Origin of the sequence: Enterococcus sp. DIV2449a, from assembly GCF_051711225.1 — a bacterium.
Classification (GTDB): domain Bacteria; phylum Bacillota; class Bacilli; order Lactobacillales; family Enterococcaceae; genus Enterococcus_D; species Enterococcus_D casseliflavus.
The window spans coordinates 1,926,102-1,950,454 of the sequence record NZ_JBIOME010000001.1; the positions used below are offsets into that span (position 1 = coordinate 1,926,102).

At 41.2% G+C, this 24,353-nt stretch carries 21 protein-coding genes; 11 read left to right on the forward strand and 10 right to left on the reverse strand.

Translation table 11 applies throughout. The features are described from left to right. Nucleotides 1–44: 44 nt before the first annotated feature. Both IGI76_RS09095 and IGI76_RS09100 read right to left on the reverse strand, forming a co-directional pair. Complete coding sequence (locus tag IGI76_RS09095; RefSeq protein WP_008381351.1) at nucleotides 45–668, reverse strand: DUF47 domain-containing protein; 624 nt, start codon at nucleotides 666–668, stop codon at nucleotides 45–47. Nucleotides 669–680: 12 nt separating this feature from the next. Continuing rightward, the gene (locus IGI76_RS09100; RefSeq protein WP_005236263.1) at nucleotides 681–1,736 is read right to left on the reverse strand and encodes an inorganic phosphate transporter; all 1,056 of its coding nucleotides are present in this window, start codon (nucleotides 1,734–1,736) and stop codon (nucleotides 681–683) included. 236 nt (nucleotides 1,737–1,972) lie between these two features. Here IGI76_RS09100 and rpsT point away from each other — a divergent pair, with 236 nt between their 5' ends. Beyond that, nucleotides 1,973–2,227 carry a 30S ribosomal protein S20 gene (rpsT, locus tag IGI76_RS09105; protein WP_005230162.1) on the forward strand — a complete coding sequence of 85 codons (255 nt, stop codon included), beginning with the start codon at nucleotides 1,973–1,975 and terminating at the stop codon, nucleotides 2,225–2,227. A 52-nt stretch (nucleotides 2,228–2,279) separates the two neighbouring features. Here rpsT and holA read toward each other — a convergent pair whose 3' ends face one another. The 4 genes from holA to IGI76_RS09125 form a co-directional block, all read right to left on the reverse strand. Next, complete coding sequence (gene holA / locus IGI76_RS09110; RefSeq protein ID WP_333719213.1) at nucleotides 2,280–3,299, reverse strand: DNA polymerase III subunit delta; 1,020 nt, start codon at nucleotides 3,297–3,299, stop codon at nucleotides 2,280–2,282. Between the two features lie 31 nt (nucleotides 3,300–3,330). Then, nucleotides 3,331–5,574 carry a DNA internalization-related competence protein ComEC/Rec2 gene (locus IGI76_RS09115; protein WP_333719214.1) on the reverse strand — a complete coding sequence of 748 codons (2,244 nt, stop codon included), beginning with the start codon at nucleotides 5,572–5,574 and terminating at the stop codon, nucleotides 3,331–3,333. Continuing rightward, nucleotides 5,546–6,043 carry a ComE operon protein 2 gene (locus IGI76_RS09120; RefSeq protein WP_005236270.1) on the reverse strand — a complete coding sequence of 166 codons (498 nt, stop codon included), beginning with the start codon at nucleotides 6,041–6,043 and terminating at the stop codon, nucleotides 5,546–5,548. The genes IGI76_RS09115 and IGI76_RS09120 overlap by 29 nt, the downstream gene beginning before the upstream one ends. 93 nt (nucleotides 6,044–6,136) lie before the next feature. Continuing rightward, entirely contained in the window at nucleotides 6,137–6,778 is a 642-nt protein-coding gene (locus IGI76_RS09125) for a helix-hairpin-helix domain-containing protein (RefSeq protein WP_333719215.1), read from the reverse strand. A gap of 371 nt (nucleotides 6,779–7,149) precedes the next feature. On the opposite strand from IGI76_RS09125, the gene IGI76_RS09130 reads away from it, so the two are divergent. The 7 genes from IGI76_RS09130 (at nucleotide 7,150) to IGI76_RS09160 (ending at nucleotide 13,631) form a co-directional block, all read left to right on the forward strand. Further along, nucleotides 7,150–8,922 carry a sensor histidine kinase gene (locus IGI76_RS09130; RefSeq protein ID WP_430599404.1) on the forward strand — a complete coding sequence of 591 codons (1,773 nt, stop codon included), beginning with the start codon at nucleotides 7,150–7,152 and terminating at the stop codon, nucleotides 8,920–8,922. Beyond that, nucleotides 8,912–9,520 carry a response regulator transcription factor gene (locus tag IGI76_RS09135; RefSeq protein ID WP_005236276.1) on the forward strand — a complete coding sequence of 203 codons (609 nt, stop codon included), beginning with the start codon at nucleotides 8,912–8,914 and terminating at the stop codon, nucleotides 9,518–9,520. Before IGI76_RS09130 ends, IGI76_RS09135 begins: the two co-directional genes overlap by 11 nt. A 97-nt stretch (nucleotides 9,521–9,617) precedes the next feature. Next, nucleotides 9,618–10,310 carry an ABC transporter ATP-binding protein gene (locus IGI76_RS09140; RefSeq protein ID WP_086299492.1) on the forward strand — a complete coding sequence of 231 codons (693 nt, stop codon included), beginning with the start codon at nucleotides 9,618–9,620 and terminating at the stop codon, nucleotides 10,308–10,310. 1 nt (nucleotide 10,311) lies between these two features. Then, nucleotides 10,312–10,917, forward strand: a complete 606-nt coding sequence (locus tag IGI76_RS09145; RefSeq protein WP_438781414.1) for a hypothetical protein — start codon at nucleotides 10,312–10,314, stop codon at nucleotides 10,915–10,917. 5 nt (nucleotides 10,918–10,922) lie between these two features. Then, a complete protein-coding gene (locus IGI76_RS09150) occupies nucleotides 10,923–12,590 on the forward strand; it encodes an FtsX-like permease family protein (RefSeq protein WP_438792258.1) in 1,668 nt (555 codons plus the stop codon). Nucleotides 12,591–13,037: 447 nt separating this feature from the next. Next, entirely contained in the window at nucleotides 13,038–13,202 is a 165-nt protein-coding gene (locus IGI76_RS09155; RefSeq protein ID WP_005236285.1) for a hypothetical protein, read from the forward strand. Between the two features lie 24 nt (nucleotides 13,203–13,226). Beyond that, nucleotides 13,227–13,631 (forward strand): hypothetical protein, encoded by a 405-nt coding sequence (locus IGI76_RS09160; protein ID WP_438792259.1) that lies wholly within the window; start codon nucleotides 13,227–13,229, stop codon nucleotides 13,629–13,631. Between the two features lie 124 nt (nucleotides 13,632–13,755). Here the strand turns inward: IGI76_RS09160 and IGI76_RS09165 are convergent, their stop codons facing one another. Next, on the reverse strand, nucleotides 13,756–16,347 hold the full coding sequence (locus IGI76_RS09165) for a family 78 glycoside hydrolase catalytic domain (protein ID WP_430599401.1): 2,592 nt from the start codon (nucleotides 16,345–16,347) through the stop codon (nucleotides 13,756–13,758). Nucleotides 16,348–16,366: 19 nt separating this feature from the next. Further along, the gene (locus IGI76_RS09170) at nucleotides 16,367–17,656 is read right to left on the reverse strand and encodes a PTS sugar transporter subunit IIC (RefSeq protein WP_333719219.1); all 1,290 of its coding nucleotides are present in this window, start codon (nucleotides 17,654–17,656) and stop codon (nucleotides 16,367–16,369) included. Between the two features lie 167 nt (nucleotides 17,657–17,823). Between IGI76_RS09170 and IGI76_RS09175 the strand changes: the two genes are divergently transcribed. Continuing rightward, the gene (locus IGI76_RS09175) at nucleotides 17,824–18,849 is read left to right on the forward strand and encodes an AraC family transcriptional regulator (protein WP_185933025.1); all 1,026 of its coding nucleotides are present in this window, start codon (nucleotides 17,824–17,826) and stop codon (nucleotides 18,847–18,849) included. Between the two features lie 118 nt (nucleotides 18,850–18,967). On the opposite strand, the gene IGI76_RS09180 is transcribed toward IGI76_RS09175, so the two are convergent. Next, nucleotides 18,968–20,008, reverse strand: coding sequence for a CAP domain-containing protein (locus IGI76_RS09180; RefSeq protein WP_311957269.1), 1,041 nt, complete (start codon nucleotides 20,006–20,008; stop codon nucleotides 18,968–18,970). A gap of 198 nt (nucleotides 20,009–20,206) precedes the next feature. Beyond that, nucleotides 20,207–22,006 (reverse strand): penicillin-binding transpeptidase domain-containing protein, encoded by a 1,800-nt coding sequence (locus IGI76_RS09185; RefSeq protein ID WP_333719220.1) that lies wholly within the window; start codon nucleotides 22,004–22,006, stop codon nucleotides 20,207–20,209. Nucleotides 22,007–22,176: 170 nt separating this feature from the next. Between IGI76_RS09185 and IGI76_RS09190 the strand changes: the two genes are divergently transcribed. Together IGI76_RS09190 and IGI76_RS09195 are read left to right on the forward strand one after the other, a co-directional pair. Continuing rightward, nucleotides 22,177–22,845: a response regulator transcription factor gene (locus tag IGI76_RS09190; protein WP_074932592.1), complete on the forward strand. Its 669-nt coding sequence runs from the start codon at nucleotides 22,177–22,179 to the stop codon at nucleotides 22,843–22,845. After that, nucleotides 22,835–24,286 (forward strand): ATP-binding protein, encoded by a 1,452-nt coding sequence (locus tag IGI76_RS09195; RefSeq protein ID WP_430599458.1) that lies wholly within the window; start codon nucleotides 22,835–22,837, stop codon nucleotides 24,284–24,286. Before IGI76_RS09190 ends, IGI76_RS09195 begins: the two co-directional genes overlap by 11 nt. The last annotated feature ends 67 nt before the right edge of the window (nucleotides 24,287–24,353 follow it).

Here is a 24,353-nt window from a genome sequence, read left to right on the forward strand (position 1 = left end):
CGCAATAGTTGCTCTTTTTTTTCGTTTGAATGCTCTCTAGTTCCTCACGTGTTTTTGATTACCATACCGTCAATAATATCCACCGCACTTTCGGTGTCGTTGATAATTGATTCAAAACGATCATAAACATCTTTCCATTTAATGATTTCAAGAACGTCCGTTTCGTCTGTGAATAACGCTTTTTTCATTTTTGAATACAAACGGTCTGCTTCTGATTCAATCGTATTCACATCATTAATCATTTGACGCAATGTTTTTGAATTTTTGAACTTAGGAAATTCTTTTAAGGCCGTTTCAACGCCTTGTGTCGCTTGAACGATCATTCCAGCAAATAAGTTGGTTTCAGGGCGGATCTTCGTAATGACCAAATTCTCAAATAAATAAGTCAGTCCCATAATGCCATCCAAAATATCATCTAGACGCTCTGAAATGACTAGGATGTCCTCGCGATCGATAGGGGTGATAAATGAATCATATAACTCATTGGTTAGCTCAGCGATCACTTTATCACCTTCTTTTTCCAAAGCATGAATCTCAGCTGCTGCTTCGGTCAATGCTCGTTCAGAATAATCGTTGATCAAAAGCGAAAAACGTTTGGCAGCTAAATGGCCGTTCGTCGCCAACTGCTCCATTGCTGCAAAATAATCGAATCCTTTTTTTCGTGCCATTACTTTCTCTCCTCACAAAATTAGCAATAAAAATTTGACCATTAGAAACGCAATCAATCCACAGCCAGGAAAGGTTAAAATCCAAGCATAGATCATTTCTTTTACAATGCGCCAATCAACGCTAGAAAAACGCCGAGACGCTCCAACGCCCATGATAGCGGTCGTTTTCGTGTGCGTTGTTGAAACTGGGATACCAAATACGGAAGACAAGAACAAACAGATTGCTGCAGTAACATCTGCAGAAAAGCCTTGGTATTTTTCCAGTTTTACCATATCCATCCCCACTGATTTAATGATCTTCATCCCACCGACCGATGTACCGATCCCCATGGTCAAGGAACAAAGAACCATCACCCACAGTGGGATGGCAAAGCCATTGCCGGTCTTTTCAGCAAGATTGTTGTAAAAAAGGCCTAACATGAACACACCCATGAATTTTTGTCCATCTTGGGCACCATGCAAGAAGGCATTGGCACCAGCCGCGATGGCTTGACCAACCGTAAAAATTTTGTTGGCTTTTCGCCGTTGGGTATCGCGAAAGAGCCATACGATCAGTTTCGTGATCAAAAATCCACCAATAAACCCCATTAACGTAGACACAACGAGACCGATTAAGACTTTCATCCATTCTTCACCGTTGACTGCATGTAAACCACCCAGAGCCATGGCAGCCCCTGTCAATCCCGCAATCAATGCGTGAGATTCACTGGTTGGGATCCCAAAATACCAAGCTGCGACCGTCCAAACAACAATTGAAAACAAGGCAGCGGCTAATGCGATCTGTGAGACCCGAAAACTCCCGCCTGAGTCAAAAGTCACAATATTACTGATGGTTTCTGCAACTTGCGCATTAAAATACGTCATCACCAGCACACCTAAGAAATTCATGACGACTGCCATGCCAATGGCGATATTCGGGCGTAAGACTCTCGTGGAGACAGCGGTTGCAATAGCATTCGGCGCATCCGTCCACCCGTTGACGAAAATCACCCCTAATGACAAGACAATCGTTAGAAACAAAGCGATATTCACATAGATTCCCCCATTTAAAAATTCCGAAGTAATCATAGCATAGAAAGCTCTTTCTGTGTAAACTTTTTATAACTATTCAGTAAAAAATGTGTAAAGAAGCATTTTTCAAAACCATAAAGCAAAAAATAGCACGGTCAAAAAACAAATTTTTGTGTTAAGTAAAATTTCTTTACAACTTTTATTGCAATCACTCTTGGCATTAGGTATAATGACTAGTGTTGATTTATACGTTTTCTAAACGTAATTGAACTTTTTTTTCGGAGGTGAAATACATGCCAAACATTGAATCTGCAATCAAACGTGTTCGCACAAGCGAAGCGGCTAATGCTAAGAATTCATCTCAAGTAAGCACAATGCGTACAGCAATCAAAAAATTTGATCAAGCTGTTGAAGCTGGTGCTGATAACGTAGATGCGTTATATAAAGATGCTGTTAAAGCAATCGATATGGCTGAGACTAAAGGATTGATCCACAAGAACAAAGCTAGTCGCGACAAATCTCGTTTAAGTAAAAAAATTGCAAAATAAGCAAATTAAGAAAGGCGCAGCAATCGATGATTGCTGCGCCTTTCTTTTTGACTTACTGTTTGCCATGTTTTAAAACAAATAGCTGGAACAAATACTCTTTGTCCATCTGACCACTTTTCACTAAGTAATCATTTTCGATCAATTCACTATATAGTGCCGCTAATTGCTTTTCTCCAAACCCCCGAGCTTGCTGCATCGCTAACTTCACTCGGTACGGATGAATCCCCAACGTTTCTGCGATATTGGCTTGCTGGTAGCCAATTTTCATCAAAATCGCCGCCTGTAACAGCAGACGGACTTGGCTGATCAAGATAGCATTGATCTTGATCGTCTCTTCCCCTTGCAATAATAGATCGTCATACAAGCGCAACGCATCCGATACGTTCCCCTTTAAGACATCGCTGGTTAATTCAAAGACATTGTGTTCCAACGTCTTAGGGATCAACTGCAAGACGATCTCTTTCGTAATTTTATTGCCATTTCCTGCATACAGCCGTAGTTTCTGTAACTCCTGCATCGCTTTTGATAGTTGCAGATCCGTTAACCGTAAAAACAAATCAAACGCCTCTCGGCTCATTTCGATGCCATCATTTGCCAACGACTGTTGGAGATACTGACGCACGTCGGCTTCTTTCATAGGTGCGACATCAATCACAACTGCGGCTTTCTTCAGCTGCTTAGTAATTTTTTTCCGTTCATCTAATTTATCGACATCTGCAAAAATCACCATTACCGATGATTCCAATGGGTCTTTAATATAAGTCAAAAAATCATCTAGGTCATGCTCAGGTACATTGCTCTTTTTTTCAGCCGTTAAGAAAAATGGCCGCTCAACGAAAAGTAATCGCTGATCGCCAAAAAAAGGCAACGATTGGGCTTCTTGGATCACCATATCAAGGGGATCTTTCTCCATATCAAAGGAAGCAAAATTCAGGTCATCTTTCCCAACAGAAAACCGTTCTAAAAAGGCCGCACGAACTTGCTCTTGTAAAAACATTTCACTACCGATGACTAGATAAATCGATTGCAGCTCCTTGGTTCGAATTGATTGCAACGCTTTTTGTAATTCCATCGTCCCCCCCGCTTTCATTCTTATCCTACCATTAGTCTATCGGATAGTCTAGCAGCGTTTTTATCAAAAATGTTTGTTGTTTTTCAGACCAAATAAATTGGATCATGCCCTGCTGATCCGTTCGCAAAACGGTCTGATTTACCAACGTTTCAAGCACCTCTTCATGAGGATGCCCGTACCGATTGTTCCGTCCACTTGAAACGATCCCGAATTGGGGATCGATTGCCGCAACAAACTCAGGTGCCGTCGAGGTTCGACTGCCATGATGCCCTAGTTTCAATACATCAACTTTAAGATTCGGATAATCATGAATCAACTTTTTTTCCCCTGCTTGTTCGAGATCGCCAGTAAACAAAAATGTTTTATCCCCTACCTTGGTTTTAATCACCATCGAATCTTCGTTTTGTCCTGCACCTGATTCTGGTGCCAATACTTGCAACTGAAGGGAATCCCCCACCACTTGGTCAATCGTCGTCCAAACAACGTTTGTCTGCTTAGGCAGTTCGTTTAATAGCTTGGCGATGCGGTGATCTTGTTCACTTCCTGGTACGAGATATAACGTTTCAACGGGGATCACCTTCATCAAGGCTAGTGCGTCCCCCATATGGTCCGTGTCCCCATGAGTTAGAAACAAACCAGTAATCTTCCTGACTCCCTCCCCTTTCAAAAAAGGAATCAATGTAGATTCCGCGGCAGCTTGTCGTTTGCGCTCTTGCCAGTTTTCTTTCGGAAAAGACAGAGAACCTCCAGTATCGATCACATAAACTTCGCGATTTTTTTCTGCCTGTAAAACGATACTATCGCCTTGACCAACGTCGACATAACTAATGGTGGGTAAAACGCGATTCTTCTGAAAGACGATTGGTACAACAAGCGAAAAACAGATCACCAGCAGCCACCGTTTCTTTTGGTAACAGAGCAAGCTGAGCAAACAACAACTAGCAGCCAATCCTGCAGGAACGGCACCCACCGTTATCGACACGCCTCCTACAGCGCCCACGACAACTTCCATAAGCAGCAAAAGCCCTTCAAAAAGGGCAATCAGCCCACTGATGGTTGGGAAAAGTGTCCCAGCAATGAAAATTACGAAACAGGCTGGCAGCAAAACCATTTGAAAAAATGGTAAAAAGACAAACGTCAAAAAGCCCCCAAATAATGGGAATTCATAAAAGATCGAGGCAATGACAGGCGCAGCCAGCACCGTGAGGAACTGACTACGCCAAAACCACGTCAATTTGATCGGTTGCTGCATTACTATCAGGAAGGTCATCAAAAGACTTAGTTGCCCCGATGTTTGAAGCAATACTTTGGGATCAACGAATAAAAGAGTCGTTAAGACGATCCCAAAATGATCACTTGCCGATAGCCGTTGTTGATAAAGAGTTGTTACTTGAGTAACCGATAATGCCAAGACAGCACGCCAGACACTAGTGCCGCCGCCACAAAGACCAATTACGGCTAAGAAAAAGACCCCCATTGGCAACAGCATCTCTTTTTGCGTAAACCCCAATCGGCAGAAGCATCCGCGAAACCATTTGAAAAATAAGACGACATGCATTCCTGAGATCGTAAAGAAATGCAATAAGCCACTAGCATGATACATTTGACGTACTTCTTGAAAGCCATGGTCTTTAAAACCAAAGAGCAATGCATTGATATAGGCAGCTGAGCGTTCAGGAAAGATTCGTTGAACAGAAGAAATAACATCTGCTCGAACTTTTGCAAGTGAAAAGCCTGCATCTGCTTCTTCCATACCTACCATTTGCTCGATATGGACTGTGCCAATAATTGATCGACTAGCCAGATAGGCAGAATAGTCAAATCCATGGCGGTTTCGTGGTTTTTCAGGAAGAGAAAAAAATCCTTTCACCAGCAGCTTTCTCCCCCAATCGGATCGATCCTGCCATTGCTGTTTTTCAGTCTCTGAAGAAATTGTGTAACGGCCAATCACTTTACCTGCAGAGGATTTTGCTTCAAATGTAAGTAGATCGCCATTGATTTTGATCGTGTCTGGCAGCACATTGACTACCCCTTGATACTCACCTTCTTGTATGTTCCCAGTCCGAGAAAGAGAAACGCGGACACTTAACAGCAACAGTCCGACAAAACAAATCATGCACAAAAATGCTTGTCGTTTTAAGACAAGCATCCCGAAATAATAAAGTGCAATGAGTCCCAGTAAGATGGACTGCCGATAGTAAGCAGTCACCGAACAAGCAAAAATAATACTAAGAAATAAAAATGAATCAGTTCTTTTTTGTTGGTTGTGCATCATTCAGCACACCAAACGAAAGTTTTTCAAAATACACCGGATCGAGTTCAACTTGGTGGACGGAAGCACCTACTTGTTGAATCAGTTCCATTGCATACTGATTGTTGCGATAGTCATTCAAATAATGGATCTTTTTGACCCCTGCTTGCAAAATTGCTTTCGTACAGGGAAGACAGGGAAAATGCGTCACATAGATTTCCGCATTGTCTGTTGACACCCCTAATTTTGCACATTGCAATAAGGCATTCATTTCTGCATGAATCGTCCGAATACAATGGTCATCGACAACATAACAGCCATCGTCAATGCAGTGTACATCGCCACTGACGGACCCGTTGTAGCCTCCAGCGATGATTCGGCGATCTTTGACTAATGTAGCGCCGACTTCAAGTCGGGAACACGTACTGCGTAAAGACAGTAATACAGCTTGTGCCATAAAATACTGGTCCCATGGAATTCTCGTATTGCTCATTCGTTTGCTCCTTTGTCATTGATTAGTTCTATTCTAATCGAATTTCTTGAATTTTCAACCGTCATTTCTTAGTATTTCTTACATTTATTTGGTTCAGTCCGCCACTGTAATCATCTCTTTCAAGGACTCAAAGGTCTTCTCTCCGATGCCTGTGATCTTTTTTAGGTCATCAATCTGTTTAAAAAAGCCATATTCTTCTCGGTAAGCGATGATTGCTTCTGCTTTTTTGGCACCCACACCTGGCAGTTCTTGCAGTTGCTGCGCATTGGCTTGATTCAGATTGATTTGTGTCACTGCTGTTTGGCTGCCACCTACTCCTGAAGCATTCATCTCCATAAACGCTTGATCCTCTTTATGAGGGACGATCACCATCTGTTGATCTTGCAGCACTTGTGCTAAGTTTATGGCTGTTTCTAACGCCTCTTCTGTCAGACCACCTGCTTGTTCGATCAATTCATACATCCGCGCACCTGATTTCAAGCGATAAATTCCCGGTTGGTGCACTTCCCCTTTGACATCTATAACGATCTCATACTCTTCATCGTGAAGACTATCTTCTTGAAGGGCTCCACCTTTCCCCATTTCAGACGATTGACCTGCTGCATCTGCCATTGAATGCCAGTTTGTTTCTTTTTTTTGCGAGAACGGTACAAACCAGATGATCAGCAACACCATCAAAACAGCACCACCAACTGCAAATCGCCAATAGTCTTTGAACAGCTTCCATCGATCCATTTTCACCACCTCATAGATGAAATACGCAGATAATTCAGTATTATTTGGAAAACGGAAAAATAAAGACGATCTTTTTGCAGCAAAAAAATGACGGAACCAATCATAGTGCCATTTTAATAGAATGCAAATTCTTAGACAAAATGACAATGTATTGCAGAATTAGGGTGCTGTTAAGGAAAATCTTCAAAAAGCGCTTGAATCAGATTGAAACTATTGATACACTATTTGATAAAAAATCACAGGGAAATGTTGGATGTCTAAAGTAACCCAGCGTCTCAAAGTCCATGGATAAGAATGCTGCCAATGATAATCACCCTTGTGATAAATTGAACATTTCATTTGAAATTTTTCACAAAAAAAAGGAGGCCGACTTGATTAAATCGTATAGATGGCAAATGATGCATATCTTACTGGGGAGTTTCTACCTAATCTTGATGATTTATTTCACTCACACTATTTATCAAACTACATATTTAGGCATTCGGGCTTACCAAATAAATGACGAATGGTTTATAAAACGTATTTATGATGGTGGTCTGGGAGCGGATACTTCGCTGCAAATCAATGATCAGCTAGTAGAGCTCGATGGAAATTTGCCAAAAGAGAATAAACAATTAACAAATTGGCTAGTTGTCGAGCAAATCAATTCACTCACGATCCAAAGAGAGCAGCAACGAATCACTTATCGCTTTGATTCGCCCAAAACATTTCTGCCGATATTTTTTACACTTTTAACTTTTAGTGGATCGTTAGTTTTATTCTTGCTCTTTTTTTATCGAAAACAGCTTCTTTCAAAAAGATCACGGCTTTTTCATTTATGGCTCTTTGTATTTGCGTTTATTTTTTTAGCGGCGTTTCCTTCAAGTATTGGGAATACGTTAGGTAGAGTGATTTTGATTATCTCCTTATCCACTTTTCCATTTTTCTTGAATTCATTTTTGAAGATCAACAGCTCATATAAAATAAGCAATATAGGAATCTTTCCAGCACTGCTCCTCCTATTAAATCTAGCAGCAACCTGTTATGCCGCTTTTTTTCAGATTGGCTATGTACTCGCTGAATATTTAGCAGTCGGTTTTGTTTACAGCTTGATGCTACTGATGCTTGGCGAATATTGCTTCTCTTTTTTTAATAAAAGTCACAAAAAACATAGAACAGCTACCAAAGTCAACCTTCCAGTAATTCTATTTGTAAGTATTGCCCCTTTTCTTTATTTATATGCATTCCCTATTGGATGGAGTGCACCTTACTATATGCTGGTATTTTTTATCTTTCTGCCTTTTATAGGAATTTTCCATCGCTTAGCAATTGATCGCGTCTTGAAATTTCGGTACCGTATCACAACCAGATCGATCTATCTGATACTCTCACTATTTTTAACGGTAATCGTCATTTTTATCAGCCAACTTAACGCTTACGTTCCTAATCTACTAATTATTCTTTATCTCTTCCTTTTAATATATACTCTTTTGCCGCTTCTACAAGAATTATTCTATTTAGCAAGTCGCCATAATGAACCAATGAATTCACTAGATGTATTTTTAGCAGTTGAAAAAGAACGAGAGACAATTTCAAGCTATATTCACGATGGGATCATTCAAGAGATCATCCACTTGTTACGTCAAATTGAAAATGATAGACAAACAGTGCCAAAAGAAAAAATCATCCAGCAGCTTGATGAATTGATTTATGATTTAAGAGAACTTTGCTCAGATATATATCCTCTGCTTCTGCAAGAAATAGGATTAGAAAAAACATTGGCTTCTCTTTTCGTTCAAATACAGCAAAACCACCCTGTGCTCATACATTTTGCCTATGACCGAACCATCCATTCAGATTCACCTGAAATCAACAACTTCATCTTGCGCTCAGTCAAAGAATTGCTCAATAACAGTATTTTGCATGGACATGCAACAGAACTGATAATCACAAATGCAGTTGAGGATGATACAGTAGTATTCGAAATTAGTGATAACGGAACTTTTGGACAAGACTCTCTTAGTAAAGGTCCTCATTTCGGATTAAATGTAATTAAAGAAAAGCTTTCGTTATTGTCGGGTAGATTTGTCATTCACTACTCACCTACAACCATTCAGCTTAGAATTCCAAAAAATATTTTCGAAGGAGCAAACTATGCCGATTAAACTTGCATTGTTAGACGACCACGAACTCGTCCTTGAAGGAATCAAAAATACGCTGCAAAAAGAGCCCTCATTTTCGATTATAGGCGCATTTACAAAACCAACAGATTTTTTTCAAGCTATGGCAAACCAGTCAATTGATATTGTCCTCCTCGATATGATGCTAAAGGGCACGCATGCCTTTGAGCTGATTCCTCGTATTCATACCTTAACTGATGATACTTTGCCAAAAATAATTATGCTGTCGGGTTTTTATGAACCACTTCTTCATAAGCGTGCCTTTGAACTTGGTATATGGGCTTTTTTGAGAAAAGAAGCTTCGTATGATGAATTGATCACAACGATAAAAACGGTCTACCATGGCAATAAAGTTTCCCCTGAACACCTTTTTCTTGAAAAAGACATGCGTCTCTTAAGTGAGATAGAACGGCAAGTATTAGAATTGATTTCGCAGGAACAAACCAATGAAAAAATCGCAAAAAAACTATTTATCAGTCGCAGAACCGTCGAAAACCACGTTTCATCTATCTGCAATAAGTTGAACGTACAAACAAGGATCGGTGCTGTTCGAGAAGGAATCAAACTGAATTTAATCAAATGATGAACTCCGCAAAAAAACATTCGGATAATACGGATGTTTTTTTGTTTTTGCTTTATTAAGATAACAGTACATACAAGAAAACTTTAGGAGGATCAAAATGATCGAATTGAAACATATCAATAAATTTTATGGTGAAAATAATCGTAAAATCATTGCATTAAATGATGTGAGCCTCACGATCAATAAGGGTGAATTCACCATCATTTTAGGGCCATCAGGCTCAGGAAAAAGCACTCTTTTAAACCTATTAGGCGGTATGGATCGTCCAAGCCAAGGAGAGTTTCGCATGGGAGAAAAAGAAATCTCTCATCTTTCTGATGAACAGCTTTCAGATTATCGGCGTGACGTCGTCGGTTTTGTCTTCCAGTTCTACAACTTAATTCCTAGCTTAACCGCTTTAGAAAATGTCGGCATTGCACAACAACTGAGTACAAATAATGAACCAGCCTCTCACTACCTTGAATCTGTAGGGTTATCCCATAGAAAAAATAACTTCCCTAACCAATTATCTGGCGGAGAAATGCAGCGAGTATCGATTGCACGTGCTTTGGCAAAAGCCCCAAAACTCTTACTTTGCGACGAACCAACTGGCGCTTTAGATTCACATACAGGGAAAAAAATATTATTTTTATTAAAAAAAGCTGCGGTGAATGTGGATACTGCTGTGGTGATGGTCACACATAATGCAGAGTTCGCTCAATATGCGGATAAAATTATTCATTTGCATGACGGAAAAATCAAGTCGATTGAACAAAATAAGCCTCTGAAGGCAAAAACAAAGGAGTCTTGATATGAAATTTCTGTCTATAAAACTGGTTAGAGATCTTAGAAGAAATTGGACGCAATTCTTCTCCGTCTTCTTAATGGCGTTTCTAAGTGTCCTTGTATTTGTTGGGTTACAAGGTGTTTGGGGCGGTTTGAAAAAAAGCCTGGACAACTTTATTGATGCAAATGGTCTGGCAGATGCTTGGGTTTATGGTACTGGCTTTACTGAAAACGATATCCAATCAATCCAAGCACTAGATGGGATAGAAAAGACATTCTCTCAGTACGAATTTACAGTTTCTGATTTGACTAATCAAGCGCCTTCCTCATCATCAGAACGCACTTTGACTCTTAGTGCACCACTTGGAAAACCTATCGCAGAGCCTTATTTCGTTCAAGGTACTACATTCCATGAATCCCCTGGCTTTGTTTGGATCAATCACGACTACGCACAGGCGAATGATCTTACCTTAAATCAATCACTGAGGATTATGGTTGACGGTCGCGAAATTGAATTGACCATAGCAGGGATGATTTTAACAACTGACAAGCTTTTCTTCACTGGTACACAAGAGTATATTGCCCCCGACCCGAAACGCTATGGTACGGGATTTTATCAGAAGCGACTTTAGAAATGATGCTGGAGACATCCGTTTTACCTAACGTCGTCGAAGTCTCTGGGACTAACTCTCGCTTAAGAACCGAAATTGAATCGATTATGGGGGAACGCCATATTGCGTACTATGATCAAGTAACCTTGACGGAAGTTTCTGAAGCCTTGGGCCGCGTCACTCAAATTCGAAATCTATCCTTTATGTTTTCGTTCTTGTTTATCTTACTAGCAATTCTTGCAATGTATACAACGATCAAACGGTTGATTGATACCCAAACAAAAGAAATCGCAGTCCTTCAAGCATTGGGGTTTTCAAATAGAACAATCGGGTTTCATTTCACTAGCTTCGGCTTGATCATCGGCAGCTTTGGCATCGCCGCTGGCTTGGCAGCAGCGCCCTTGCTTTCGCATTTTGTTTTAGAAACGCAAAAGAATATTCTATCTCTCCCACACAGGACAGTTTCTTACAATTCCCTTTCATTAATCATTTGTCTGCTCGTGTTAATCATTTGTATGGCTTCTGCTTATTTTGCTTCTGATCAAGCATGTACTGGCCTGCCAGCGGACTTCCTTAGAGGGAATACAAAAGGCAAGAGTGCCCATTTGTTACTAGAAAAGCTTTCGTTCTTCTGGAACCCGTTAAGTTATGAAGCCAAATGGGGGTTTCGCGATGCTGCTTCTAACAAAATGAGAGTTTTAATGGGGATCATCGGAGTTGCTGGTGGTATGATGCTGATCACAGCCGGACTAGGCATGCCCCAATCCATCAACCACTTAGTTAACAAAGCTTATACAGAGGATTTTACTTATCATCAACGAATAAATACTAGTGATTCAGCATTTTTGGAAGAATCCTTTGGACAAGAGGTGCAAATTTTGCCTACCCGTTTTGCACCTGATGACGGCTACAATCGCTTACTGATGATCATTGATCAAGGGGATTTTGTTCATATGAAAACAACTGACAATGAGTTGATCACTCCTGGCGGTATTTATCTAACAGAAGGTTTTGCTAACAGAGCGGGCATTCAAAAAGGCGATCAAATAGAAGTCTTTCCTGCATTTCATGAAAGCTCATTTCGCTTTGAAGTATCTGGGATCATAACTAGTGAAACGAACCAAGGTGCTTATTTGTTAAAAAAAACTTGGCTGGAAGCTGGTGGGACTTTTCTGCCTCAGACGCTTTTAGTAGACGAGGAAACTGCTGAAGCATTGTCCGGCAATCCTGCAATCACATCAACGATTGCGCGACAAGATCAAATGGACAATGCGTATGAATTTGTTGATAGTCTAGGAGGGATCTTTACAATGATCATTGCTTTTGCAGTTTTGTTAGTCATCGTTGTCCTATACAATTTAGGGACGCTAAATTTTGTTGAACGAACTCGTGACTATACGACATTAAGCGTCCTTGGCTTTAGAAAAAAAGAACTTCGCCGAATCACCATGATTGAAAATGCTGCAACAACGATGGTTGGCTGGCTGATTGGAATTCCTGCAGGAAGTTGGTTCCTTTCACAGTATGTAAGCACCTTTTCAACCATTACGATTGAATACACCGCCCACTTCACCTGGATTAATGTCGCAATCGCCTCTATGATTGTTTGGCTTAGTTCGTTAAGTACAACATTTCTTGTCAGCCAACGGCTTAAAAAACTAGACTTGGTTTCTGCATTGAAAAATGTTGATTGATTCTCTGCAAAAGGAGGCACATCTATGATTGGTTTCTACGATTACACCGTCTTTCTAACCTATTTAAACTTTTTTTTGGAGGTATCGGTATTTATAGCACTTCAGTTTTCTGCATCTCTTTTTTCTTCTCTGTTCATTGACCACGATTGCTGCTTTTTTAATCGAAAAAGTGAATTGGGGTCTCTTTGGTACTTTCGGTATGTACAGGCTCGGACTAATTTGTGACTCATCACTAATTTTTTTCGTCATTGACAGTCTCATTCGGATATCTGGGAATATAGGAACGATCAACATTTCTGAAAAAGGAAAGCTGCTGATTGGTATAGGGTCGATCGTTTTAATCATAAGCTGCTTGATTTATGGGATTGCGTCGACAAATCGTATTGTCCATACGACGTATAAAGTAAAGATTGACAAAAAAGTCCTTTAGAATCACTAAAGATCGTGATGTTTAGCGATTTACACTTAGGATATGTGAATGGTCAAGAAAGAGTTGCTCGAATCAACCAGCTTCATCCCGATATCGTATTAGTTGTTGGTGACTTTTCCGATGGCAATCTTCAGGCAATTTCAAACCCAAATCAACTCATCGAATCACTTCAACAATTATGATCAACTTATGGCAATTGCTTGATTTTGGGGAATCATGATGCTGGAGCCACTTTCTTGCAAATGCTATCGTTTATCCAGGAAGCAGGAATCGAAATACTCTCTGATGAAGCAATTTTGCTCGACGAAGCCTTCTATCTTATTGGTCGCAAAGATCTTTCACCTATTGGTTATCAAGGAACGATGCTAAGAGCAGACTTGTCAGCTTTAGTCGCACCAGAGATGACTTCCTATCCTGGGATCCTCACGGATCATCAACCTTCGCCTCTGTCTGACTATCAAGATGTGGATCTCATCTTATCTAGACATACACATCATGGACAGCTATTCCCTTTTAATTTAGTGACCAAGGCTTTTTACGAGATCGATTATGGTCACTTACAAGCAGCATCCGGTGAACAAATCATCGTCTCTTCTGGTGTTGGTACCTAGGGACCGCTTCTAAGACTAGGTACAACCAGTGAGATCGTCACAATCAACGTCACTTTTGATTAAAAAAAGTGTATAAAGCAACCAGACAAACTTTCATAAAGATTGTCTGGTTGCTTTTAGTTGTCTATTCTTTTTCAAACAAACAGCAGATCCGCTGATGCCCCCCCTCATCCTCTATTTTCTCACTGACTATTCTAAAACCTTTCATCTGACTGATTTCATAGCCACATGTTCGTGGCAACTCCACCGTTAAGCGAACGGTACGATCAGTCTTTTCCCAGCTTAAAGTTACTAATCCAAACGTACTTTGTAAGGAGCCTTTGACATGGGCTACAGGTACATCGAAGGCTGGTTGTATCAGTATCCCAGCGCTTGTCATCTGAATGCCTAATAAATGACGGACAAACCAATACCCATAAGAAGCAAACATGGCATGATTCAACGAACCCTCGTAAGTGGCTGAATGTTGCGGCGTTGGAAAATGTTCCATCAAAGTGCCGTTTCCGCTTGCCAGCATTGCTGCATAACTAGGTGCAGATTTCCTCGTTAACCAATTAAAAATAATATCATTATAGCCAGCTTCAGCCAGCAACTGATAACTCCATGCCATCCCGAAGATGCCGAAAGAGAAAATCCCCTCTTGCTGCTTGATCCGTTGTACTAATTTTGGCAAGATTTGTTTTTTTTCACTGAGTCCTGTTTTCATTGCAAAGATCATGCTAGACAAGGTGCCCGCACCGTATTGCTCATTTCCTTTAGAAAACTGCTGTTTGATTTGCTGTGTCGTGTACTGGATCGCTGCTGTCACTCGCTGACAATAGTCCTCGTTACCAATGATCCTCAAGTCGATCAATTCTTGGTAACGCTGTAGTAAATGCAGATACATGCAGGCAGAGCAAAAGGACTGATCTGGCGAAGTAATGACCCCGTTTTGCTGAGTTTCATCAATTGCTCCCCAATCACCGAGGCAGCACTGGGCGATATAATCAAAATCAAAAGCGAGTAAATAGTTGAGATGCCGTTCCAACTGTGGACGCAGCTTGGCAACCGCTGCTTGTTTCCCATAGGTCTTGACCAATGCCAAAGCAAGCTCTGGAACTACCAATTGCCACCCTAACGCACCACCACCATTTGATGGACCATTTGTCATGATTCCTACAAATGGCGCAGTTGCAGTCATTGCACCATCCGGTCGTTGGTCGTTGGCAAAATCCCACAACACTTTTTCCAACAACGGCTCAATCGCCAGATCTGCCATCTGTGTTGGCAATAAAGCGACGATGTCTCCGCCATATCCGAACCGCTCACGGGTGCAGTCCTCAAAATACGAGTGGATGTTGTTCAACCGCGTGGCTTGGCCAACCGCCCATAACTCATTTAAGAAGGGATCGGAGGTTTCAAGGGTTACCAACGATTTCACATCCGTATGCAGGCGATAGGCTTTGATTGCGCCTACATTCGCTTGAAGGTTGTTAGCAGGTTTCGTCTCGATCAACGCATAGCGAAAGGAATGATACGTGTAGCGGTTTTCAAAAACGAACGTCCTCGCTGCCGTTTTCTCAATGATGTCTCGTTGAACGATGGGATCATCTGGCTGCTTCCCTTCAAAGGGATCGTATATGCCATAAGTTCCACTGATCGTAGACGTATAATCTGGGTTGCCTTGCTCATCTAATGTTTCTGCATAGCTGATTCTGATCTGACCAATGAAATCTTTCTCAAGTGTACAAGCAAATTGACCGCTGATGATTTGACCGAAGTCAATAAGCAGTCCCGCTGCAGTTTCGGTCATTTTTTGGGGAACGATCGATTGTGTGCGCTTGATTTTAGGAATAAAGCTTGGCTTAAAACGTCCCGCGGGACCAGCAATTTGTACCGTTTTTCCTTCTGGACGAGGATCAGGTACATCGGTAACGATTTCTCCTATATAAAGATTGTTTTGCAAATAAGGCCCAAAACTACTTTGCCACTGATTGTCTGAGTAAATGTAGCGATTCTTTCCTCCGTCATTTAACTGAAGCTCCCCCCAGAAACAGGGTTTACCGATCGCTAGTTGTTTGCGGATGTTATACCGACCTAAAATCTCAATCGGAGCAGGGTTGTACCAGCCATTCGCAAGTTCAACTTCGATCCGATTGTCTCCCTCCTGTAAAAAATCAGTTAACTCATAAGTATCATAGTAGACGACTCGATCATAGTTCGTTACATCACTGTTTAAATAAACATCTGATACCGTTTTTCCATTAACAGACAAGCGATAAAAACCAAGCCCGCAGCAATCGATCACTGCATAGGAAGGACACTTTTCCAGTGTGAAGGAGCGGGACAAGCAGCTATTTTTCTCTTCTGAAAAATAAAACCGTTCTTTTTTAATTGGATCATCTAAGCGAGTGATCCACTTGCCCATGGTTTCTTTAGGTTGCTCACGCTTTTCTATCGTGAAAAACACACTGCTGTAAATGGTGACATCGTTGCCTGCTCCTGCTGTCAATTTGACTTGATATTTTTTTCGCTGTGGATGCTGTGGTAAATGGACCGCCATTTTATTCTCAGAAGCGGCTATGTTGGAAACGTCATACACTGCTTGCTGCTGTTCATTGAAGAGTTGCAATCGATAGCCTTGGTGATTGGTCATTGACCATTCAATAAGGATCGGATCATTTAAATCCACTGTTAATGGCTTTGTCTTCCCGTTGATGGTTATCGTTTCTTTCATAAGCTGCTCCTTTCGTGGGTTATTGTGCTTCTTCAATACAGATCTGCTTATCAGCAACTTTGATAAATGGCAACCAAATCAGCGTTGCGATCACGATCAAGACGATTTGTAGCAATGCGCCCATGATACTACCAGTGACAAAATAGCCGCTAATGATCGGCGGAGTCGTCCAAGGAATTTGTGCAAGCCCTGTTGGGATCGGGACTAACCCGAAATAAAAGGCAAAGTAAGCGACGATCGTTGTGACGGCATTCGCAAAAACAAAGGGAATGAGAAAACTGAAATTCAACATTAACGGTATCCCGAACAACGCTGGTTCACCGATATTGAAAATATAAGGAACACTAGCAATTTTTCCAACCTCTTTGTACTGTTTGCTTTTTGCTACGATCAAAATAGCAATGATCGCACCGACGACCCCAATCGAGGCAAAATGATTCCGAAAGCTCATACTGATAATATTCGTTGGAATCTCTCCCGCCACTGATGCCACACGATTTTGATCTTCAAGGACTTGATGGATTGGGTCCATCACTGCTTGAATGATCGAAGTTCCATGAAGGCCAAAAAACCACAAGAATTGCTCGAAAATTTTCACAACGACCATTCCAACTAGGGAGCCACCTAACATAGTTAATGGAATCCCAAGGGTCCCATTGATCAACGTCATGGCATCACTGTTAAATAAGGCTTCGATGATGATTCGGATGACCCAAATCGTCATGATCACAAGAAAAGATGGAATCACCGATTCGAATGGACCAGAAACAGCTGGTGGTACCGCTGCTGGCATTTTGATTTTGATTCCTTTGCCCTCAATTTTTTTATAAAGAACTGTACTAAAAATACCGACAATAATCGCTAAAAACATCGATTGCGCGCTAACGCGGGTGATATCTAAAAAAGTCCCTGCTTCCATTGCATCCAACGGTGTTAATAGTAAAAAGGAAACAAAAGCAGTTAAGACACATTGCAAAACATTTGTTTCAAGTTTTTCTGCCAGTGATTTTGCGAGGGAAATAACAACTAGCAAACCACCGATTGCGAGTGTGGCATTGTTGACATAGAGCAATTTCTCTTGCCAGACACTAGCATCTTCTGTTCGCAACACCATAGTAATAAAATCGGTCACTTGTTGGATCGGAAAAAAAGCAATAATTAAAAAAATCGACGCAATAAAGGTGAATGGCATGTAAGCTAACATTGCATCCCTAACTGAAGTAATATAAATATTCCCATTGACTTTACTTGCAAATGGACCAAGGGTACTTTGGATCTTATCCCCTAATGATGGTTTGTCGTGGTTCATGGTGATTCCCCATTTCTTTCGAATTTGCTGGTACTATTGACTATTATTATCATCCGGATTATGATAATTGATAACGCTACCATACAAGTATTATATACTATCTCTACCTGTCTTCAATGACGATACTCTACTATTTCATTGACTATTTTTTACCTAAGGAGAAAGCGATGGATAAACAAAACATTCTGCAGCAGTTACAACAATTGACGACTACTGAAGAAATAGCCCTTAAAAAGACGCAAACCCTTCCATACAATTATGAGGATTTCAAGAAAGTCTACACTGAGAAAAATGAGCCAATTTACCAATATACCTTCGAAAAACACCTTTCTCGTCTCATACGGAAACGACCGCAGGATAGCGGATTTCTTAAGACAAGCCAGCTCTTGATTTTAAAACATGCACGCTTTTCTTCTACACCACTACATCAGCATGATTTTATCGAAATGAATTATGTTTTTTCTGGAACAGTCACGATCATGATCAATGAGAAAAAAGTGATCCTAAAGGCAGGTGACTTTTGCTTACTAGATACTGGGGTGATCCACCAAATTATCGAAACAAATCAAGACGACATTGTTATTAACTTTTTGATCAGCAAAGAGTACTTTTCCACGCAGATGCTCAGTCGGTTGGCCTCCAATAGCATGATCGCCGATTTTGCCATCAATGCGTTATCTGAAAGCCAAAAGCACAATCAATATCTAGTGTTTGAAACGAGTAACAACGACTATTTGATTGATGCGATTTTCGGGGTCTTGGCCCAGTTCTTCAACCCCTCCTTTGGTTCTCATGAGGTCATCCATTCCTATATGATCATTATTTTTTCCGAACTCGTTCGTAATTTCCAAGAAAAACAACGGATCGAGTCGCAAAAAAGTGACCAACTGTACCTCGGAGAAGTGTTGGACTATCTGGAGAAACATTTCGCTACTTGCACACTAGCTTCGGTTGCGGAGGCATTTGGATACAACCCGAGCTATTTGAGTCGCCGTATCAGTCAGCAGCTTGGTGGATCCTTTGTGACGATCCTTCAAGAATTAAAACTCAATCAAGCCAGTTTATTGTTGAGAAACTCTTCCCTACCTGTGGAACAAATCGCACACCAAGTCGGCTATAAAAATGTCTCATTCTTCTATAAGCTGTTTCAAAAGAAGTATCAGTGCTCTCCTCATGCCTACCGTCAAAACTAAACAATACTGCTGCACACCATTTTATCGACAAAAAAACACTGCTCACTTGATGCTGCTAACGCAGCAATCTCAAATGAGCAGTGTTTTTTAACTAATCAGTTTCAAGCAATTCAGGAATTTACGACGCCGATCCTCGGTGATACAACGTTGTATAATATGGCTGTTCGCTGGTATCGATCGCAATACCGATCCCGAGAAATTGATACTCATCATTTAGAATCGTTGCCCGATGTCCCTCTGAATTCATTAAACCTTGATGGGCGTAAATACTGCTGGCTTGGCCAAATGCCAAATTTTCCCCTGCAGAAGTGAAGCTGATCCCGTCTTCTTGCATCCGATCAAATGGAGTTGATCCATCTAATCCGATATGGTCAAAGTATCGATGTTCTGCCATATCTTGGCTATGCTTCACGGCAGTCTCACTGGTTGCTTCGCTGAAACCAAGGGGTGACAAACCAAATTTCACTCGGGTGGCATTCGTTAATTCAAATAACTGTGTTCGTAAACCGCTTAAAATGGCGGCTTGATTTTGGCGAAAATCATTCGCATGGCGTGTTTCTAGGGAGCGATTGATGATTTGGATCGCAGTCACTGTATCTTCGGCATGAACATCATAGAAAAAAGTAATCAATTGATCGTCTTGCAAGAACAGATCATAGTCGGCATCCGAATCGATGCGATACCGTCGTGATCCTCGTTGTAGACTTTCTTGACGCGTCCCCATCTGATTACGAACGCTTGCTTTTGAAGATCCGATACCTAGCGTGTCATCGATAAGAATCGTATCTTGATTCGTATAGATCCCTTGCGCAATATCATGTTCATCGTACATCACCATCATGAAGTTACGAAAATCATCGTGATAGGAAGTCCAGTTCAGTCCATACCGATTCGCTGATTCATTGATCGCTTCCCCAAAGGTTTCTTCGATCACTTGTCGTGATTCATTATATAAATATGTCTGGGCAGGCGTTTCTGCCGCTGGCCTTGCTGAAGTGTCTTGTGAAAGAGAAAATTGGGACGAGAGAGATTGAGTGATCTCGTTGAGTCGGGCATCACGAAATGCCAAGCGCCCGTCTTGCCATGTGATCATCTGGCTTGCAAAATAAAGAAGCCCGATGAGAAAAATGCTTTTGATCAAGAATTTTATTTTTTTCATATGACACCTCCGTCAATGAATCTTTATGTGTTAGCTTTAGCGCGATCGTTTATCCATTCATTCATCCCTAGATTGGATCGCTGATGCACCCTTCCTGTCTTTTCTAAAGACTATCATTCCTGTGGGAAGTTGACCAGCTGCATCATGAAATTTCTTAGATGATCTAGGTCTTTTTAAGCTCCTGTTAAGAAACTTTTTTTACTCACGAAAACTTTGCAGCGCCATCGAACGCTCCATCAAGGGATTGGCGATTTTAGCTAATGTATGTCGATCGTATTCTTCTGGTCGCTTGATAGTGAGGTAAAGAATAAACTGTGGATCATCCGTTGGGTAGATGGAGACCGCCGAATAAATATAATCAAACTCTCCCGTCATGTAGCCTTGACCATTCTCATTGGCGATCTGAGCAGTCCCAGTTTTGACAGAAATCTCATGGTTCGTCAGTTGGTATACATCATAAGCGGTGCCATAACGTTCATCCGTCACTACATCGGTCATGTATTCCAATACAGCATCAGCTGCTGCTTGTGAAATAGGCTGGGAAACGACTTCTGGAAAAACTTGGGTCTCTTCCCCTACTCGCCGAATCAACTGCGGACGTATCATCTCGCCACCATTGGCAAATGCACTAAATAGCTGCATCATCTGCATCTGATTGACGCCGATCGCATGGCCATAGGAACTCATGGCATAATCCACCCGATTTCTTGAAGGTAAGATCCCAGGCACTTCCCCAGGAAGCTCACTTCCTGTAACTTTCCCTAGTCCAAAATCAGTTAAATACTGTGTCCAATTATCAAAACCGATCCGTTGCTGAAGTCGAACCATCCCAGTGTTGCTTGACCAAGCTAACGCTTGCCGCATCGTCAACTCACCATTTGCTCCTGAGTCGTGGTCATTAATGACTCGATCTTCAATCTGCATACTCACAGGATTGTAGCGTTCCGTCGGATCAAAAACACCTTCATCAATAGCTGCCGCAACGGTTGCCAGCTTCAAGGTCGAACCAGGCTCATACATCTCTTCCGTAAAAAGATTACGCCAAATAAAGTGTTCATCCGCAATTCCTTCTTGGGTCTCTGGATGAAAACTAGGTCTTTGAGCCATCGTTAAAATCTCCCCAGTTTTCGCATCCATCAATAAAGCCGTTAGATTTTCTGGTCGTGTTTGTTCCATAACTTCATCCATCACTGATTCAGTGAATAACTGCAGATGAGCATCTAATGTCGTCCAAACATCATTCCCATCTACTCCTTCTTCTACGGTTTGATTGGTTGCGGGAACAGGATTCCCTGAAGCATTGACTTGAAAGGACTCTCGCCCATTTTGATTCTTCAAAAAGTCGTTGAGTACATATTCTAATCCAGAAACTCCGACTCGGATCTCTTCATCATCTGACGTTGTCCCTATCAAATGTGAAGAAAAGATACCATTCGGATAACTGCGACTTGAACGAGCATCGAAATAGATACCATTGATTCCAGCTGCATCAAACGCCGCTTCGATTTGATTTCGAGTAGTCACACTTAGACCACTGCCAACATTGCCAAATTCCACTTGAAAGACAGGCGGATCTGTTTGATTCGCACCATCTGACAAGATTGACAAAACTTGCTCGTTAGAAATAGGTAAATACTCCGAAAGAATCGCTGCGGTCTCTTCAAAGCGCGCTCTGTCTAGATACATGGGTCGTCCATTATCAATGTAATCTTCAGAAAGAACCGCTCGAACAGTATAGGAAAGAATATCTTGTGCGATCACTGTCCCCTGCCGATCAAAAATCGCCCCTCGACTTGTTTCGATCGATCTTGAACTATAATACAAATTTTCTATTCTTTCAGACAAAGAGACGCCAGCAATCACGCCGACTTGAACAATGTAAATCAAACGTGCAGAAAACCCCATAAAAAGCGCAAGACTGATTATGTATAACCAATGACCGACTAGCTTACGATTTTTCTTTGCTTTTTTCTTTCTGACCATATGATAGTCATACATTGCCAAAGCGCTCCTTTCGATTGAATATACCTCTATAGTATTGGGTATTTGTGATGATCTTGTGAGGGAAAGAACAATTATTTTTCAAAGAGTCATTTTCCTATTAAATCAGCGATTATGCTGTGATATACTTTAAAAAATATAAATTATTTTTAAGGATGTGAATAAATTTGCAAAAAATATTGATCGTTGATGATGATACTCATATGCGTGCCTTAGTGAAAACTTATGCGGAGATCGAAGGGTATCTATGTTTTGAGGCAGCGGATGGAAAAGAAACTTTGGAAAAATTAACCAATCATTCATTCGATTTGATCCTCCTAGATGTCATGATGCCGGGAAAAGATGGCTTTCAGACGCTTTCGGAAATCAGAGGCAGCTGTAACACGCCAGTCATTATGATTACCGCTCGAAAGGAAGAGTATGACAAACTCTTTGGCTTCAATCTCGGTGCCGATGATTATATTGCCAAGCCATTTAGCCCTAAAGAGCTGATGGCTCGCATCAAAGCTGTGTTGAAACGAAGCAGTCAGTTTCAGTTCGAAAAGATCGTTTTTGGTGATCTCGAAGTCAATGTTTTTTCTCATACTGTAACGATCAAAGGGAAACCTCTGCCGCTTACACCAAAAGAATTCGATCTGCTGGTCTATTTGACGAAAAATAATCATATCGCTTTGAGCCGAGAATCAATTTTAGAAGGTGTCTGGGGCTTTGATTATTTCGGAGATACCAGAACAGTGGATACACACATCAAGTCCTTGCGAGAGCGTCTAGGGGATTACCGAGAGTTGATCCAAACGGTTTGGGGAGTTGGGTATAAATTTGATTATGAAGACTAGTCGGTTAGGTTTTACTTACATCAAAAGTAAATTACTCGTGCGGCTTTGGTCCGCCAATATGCTGCTGGTCATCATTGGCATCGCTTTTTTGTGGACTGTTCAAATTTTGCTATTTGAACCAAATTATATCAATGTAACGAAAGAATCACTTTTAGAAACAGTTCAGGAAACAGCTGCCGCTATTGAAGAAATGGCAGTAGATCCAGATGACTTAACAGAAGAGCCATTACTTTTCCTCAGTAAAACGATCGTTGGGACTCTTTTCTTAGTCGACGCGGATGGCGAAATTCTGGCGGCATTTAACAATGGACAGCAATTAAACATAGATGGGTTGAGCAACGAATACAACTGGTTGTTATCTCACGCACCAACTGTCCTTGATGGTGAGAGCCTGAGTGCTGTAGAAGACTTTGAAAAGTCTTCTGCCATTCTTATTGGCGTTCCTACCACTCTTTTCCAACGCCCAGCTGCCCTTTTGCTCTCCAATACGATCACTCAAATCGAAGCGCTTCAAAGCTTGAATCGACAGCAACTCTTTCTATTCACCATCATATTAACTATTTTTGCGTCAACGATCTCCTTTTTTTTAGCACAGCATTTTATTCGCCCGATCAAAACCATCAAAGAAGCCATCATCCGCTTAACCAACGGCGAGCTTTATTCCGTACCCAAACTTAAGCGTAGTGATGAATTAGGTACACTTTCTGAATCGGTTGCGGACTTAAGCACAGAACTTCAGCGAGTAGACGTCTTGCGAAAAGAAGTCATTGCCAATGTTTCTCATGAACTACGCTCCCCCCTCGCGTTGATCACTGGCTATGGGGAGATGGTACGTGATGTATCTGGAAACGACGAACGCCTTCGAAAAGAACATATGGACCTAATTATCAGCGAAGCCCACCGCATGAGTGCTATGGTCGATGACATCATGGATTTCTCTATCATGCAAGCTGGCTACACACAACTTAAAAATGAAATCTGGAATACATACGAGGTGGTTTCCTCCGTCGTTGCTTACGCAAGAGGGATCGCCAATCAATATGACATCACTGTCGATTTTGAAGCAGATCGTACGGATGGAAATGCTGTTTTTGATCGCATCAAAATGGAACAGGTTTTGCGTAATTTAATAAACAATGGCATCAACCATACACCTAAAAATGAACGACTCTTAATCAAATTAACGAATACATCTGCAGGAACAAAAGTTGCTGTCATCAATCCTGGAAAAGATATCCCTCCAGAACAACTCGAACTTATTTGGGAAAGATACCAACGCGTCCAACATCAAGCAGGACATAAAGAAGGAACCGGCATCGGCTTAGCGATCGTAAAAACCATTTTGACTTCTCATGCCTTCGAATATGGCGCTGAGTCGAAAAATGGCGTGACTTGTTTTTGGTTTGTTGTGCCGAGACTAGAAGATCATGCAGTTCTTTAATAAATGTAGCTCTTATATTTTCAGGCACATCTAAAAACCTCTTACAACTCATTTCCTGTAAGAGGTT

What these genes read in the sequence shown, in the direction of transcription:
- IGI76_RS09135 (WP_005236276.1), top strand. Translation starts at nt 8,912, where the DNA reads ATGCCGATTAAACTTGCATTGTTAGACGACCACGAACTCGTCCTTGAA.
- IGI76_RS09180 (WP_311957269.1), bottom strand. Translation starts at nt 20,008, where the DNA reads ATGAAAAAAATAAAATTCTTGATCAAAAGCATTTTTCTCATCGGGCTT.
- IGI76_RS09185 (WP_333719220.1), bottom strand. Translation starts at nt 22,006, where the DNA reads ATGTATGACTATCATATGGTCAGAAAGAAAAAAGCAAAGAAAAATCGT.
- IGI76_RS09155 (WP_005236285.1), top strand. Translation starts at nt 13,038, where the DNA reads ATGTTTAGCGATTTACACTTAGGATATGTGAATGGTCAAGAAAGAGTT.
- IGI76_RS09175 (WP_185933025.1), top strand. Translation starts at nt 17,824, where the DNA reads ATGGATAAACAAAACATTCTGCAGCAGTTACAACAATTGACGACTACT.
- IGI76_RS09150 (WP_438792258.1), top strand. Translation starts at nt 10,923, where the DNA reads ATGCTGGAGACATCCGTTTTACCTAACGTCGTCGAAGTCTCTGGGACT.
- IGI76_RS09140 (WP_086299492.1), top strand. Translation starts at nt 9,618, where the DNA reads ATGATCGAATTGAAACATATCAATAAATTTTATGGTGAAAATAATCGT.
- IGI76_RS09125 (WP_333719215.1), bottom strand. Translation starts at nt 6,778, where the DNA reads ATGGATCGATGGAAGCTGTTCAAAGACTATTGGCGATTTGCAGTTGGT.
- IGI76_RS09115 (WP_333719214.1), bottom strand. Translation starts at nt 5,574, where the DNA reads ATGATGCACAACCAACAAAAAAGAACTGATTCATTTTTATTTCTTAGT.
- IGI76_RS09145 (WP_438781414.1), top strand. Translation starts at nt 10,312, where the DNA reads ATGAAATTTCTGTCTATAAAACTGGTTAGAGATCTTAGAAGAAATTGG.
- IGI76_RS09120 (WP_005236270.1), bottom strand. Translation starts at nt 6,043, where the DNA reads ATGAGCAATACGAGAATTCCATGGGACCAGTATTTTATGGCACAAGCT.
- IGI76_RS09170 (WP_333719219.1), bottom strand. Translation starts at nt 17,656, where the DNA reads ATGAACCACGACAAACCATCATTAGGGGATAAGATCCAAAGTACCCTT.
- IGI76_RS09095 (WP_008381351.1), bottom strand. Translation starts at nt 668, where the DNA reads ATGGCACGAAAAAAAGGATTCGATTATTTTGCAGCAATGGAGCAGTTG.
- holA (WP_333719213.1), bottom strand. Translation starts at nt 3,299, where the DNA reads ATGGAATTACAAAAAGCGTTGCAATCAATTCGAACCAAGGAGCTGCAA.
- IGI76_RS09165 (WP_430599401.1), bottom strand. Translation starts at nt 16,347, where the DNA reads ATGAAAGAAACGATAACCATCAACGGGAAGACAAAGCCATTAACAGTG.
- IGI76_RS09195 (WP_430599458.1), top strand. Translation starts at nt 22,835, where the DNA reads ATGAAGACTAGTCGGTTAGGTTTTACTTACATCAAAAGTAAATTACTC.
- rpsT (WP_005230162.1), top strand. Translation starts at nt 1,973, where the DNA reads ATGCCAAACATTGAATCTGCAATCAAACGTGTTCGCACAAGCGAAGCG.
- IGI76_RS09100 (WP_005236263.1), bottom strand. Translation starts at nt 1,736, where the DNA reads ATGATTACTTCGGAATTTTTAAATGGGGGAATCTATGTGAATATCGCT.